At 31.9% G+C, this 453-nt stretch carries 1 pseudogene; it reads left to right on the top strand.

Annotated features, from left to right (window positions below):
- Positions 1-162 precede the first annotated feature (162 nt).
- Positions 163-445: pseudogene (locus tag BVF91_RS13050) on the top strand (AAA family ATPase); the annotation flags it as partial.
- Positions 446-453: the final 8 nt, after the last annotated feature.

Here is a 453-nt window from a genome sequence, read left to right as displayed (position 1 = left end):
GGTAAACNGATGATATTGGATGGCCTTGTAAGAGTAAATGGAAAATATTTGAAGCTTAAAAGAGGGTAAAAAATTGCGCAAAGGTGATACAGTGGTTGTAAATGAGAAACAGTTTGTAATTAAATAAAGTACAGTTTTGCTGTACGAAAGGAAAAGGAATGAATGTATCTAAAAGAGCTTATTGTTGACAATTTTAAGAATTTAAAGCATCAAAAGGTTACATTTTCATGCTGGTATAAATGTAATATACGGTTCAAATGCACAAGGAAAAAGCAATCTTTTAGAGTGCATAAGGTTGTTAAGCATCGGAAAATCCTTTAGAAATAGCAAAAATAGGGATATGGTGTGTTTTGATGGGGATTATTATTATATAAAAGGTGTTTTCGACGTAGATGGTGAAGAAGTGACAGTTGAGACAGGGTATAAGTTAAATCAAAACAGACTTTTTTAAGG

This window comes from Thermoanaerobacterium sp. PSU-2 (assembly GCF_002102475.1).
Lineage (GTDB): Bacteria > Bacillota > Thermoanaerobacteria > Thermoanaerobacterales > Thermoanaerobacteraceae > Thermoanaerobacterium.
The sequence above is the reverse complement of the archived record's forward strand: the minus strand, read 5'-3'. Positions and strand labels throughout refer to the sequence as shown.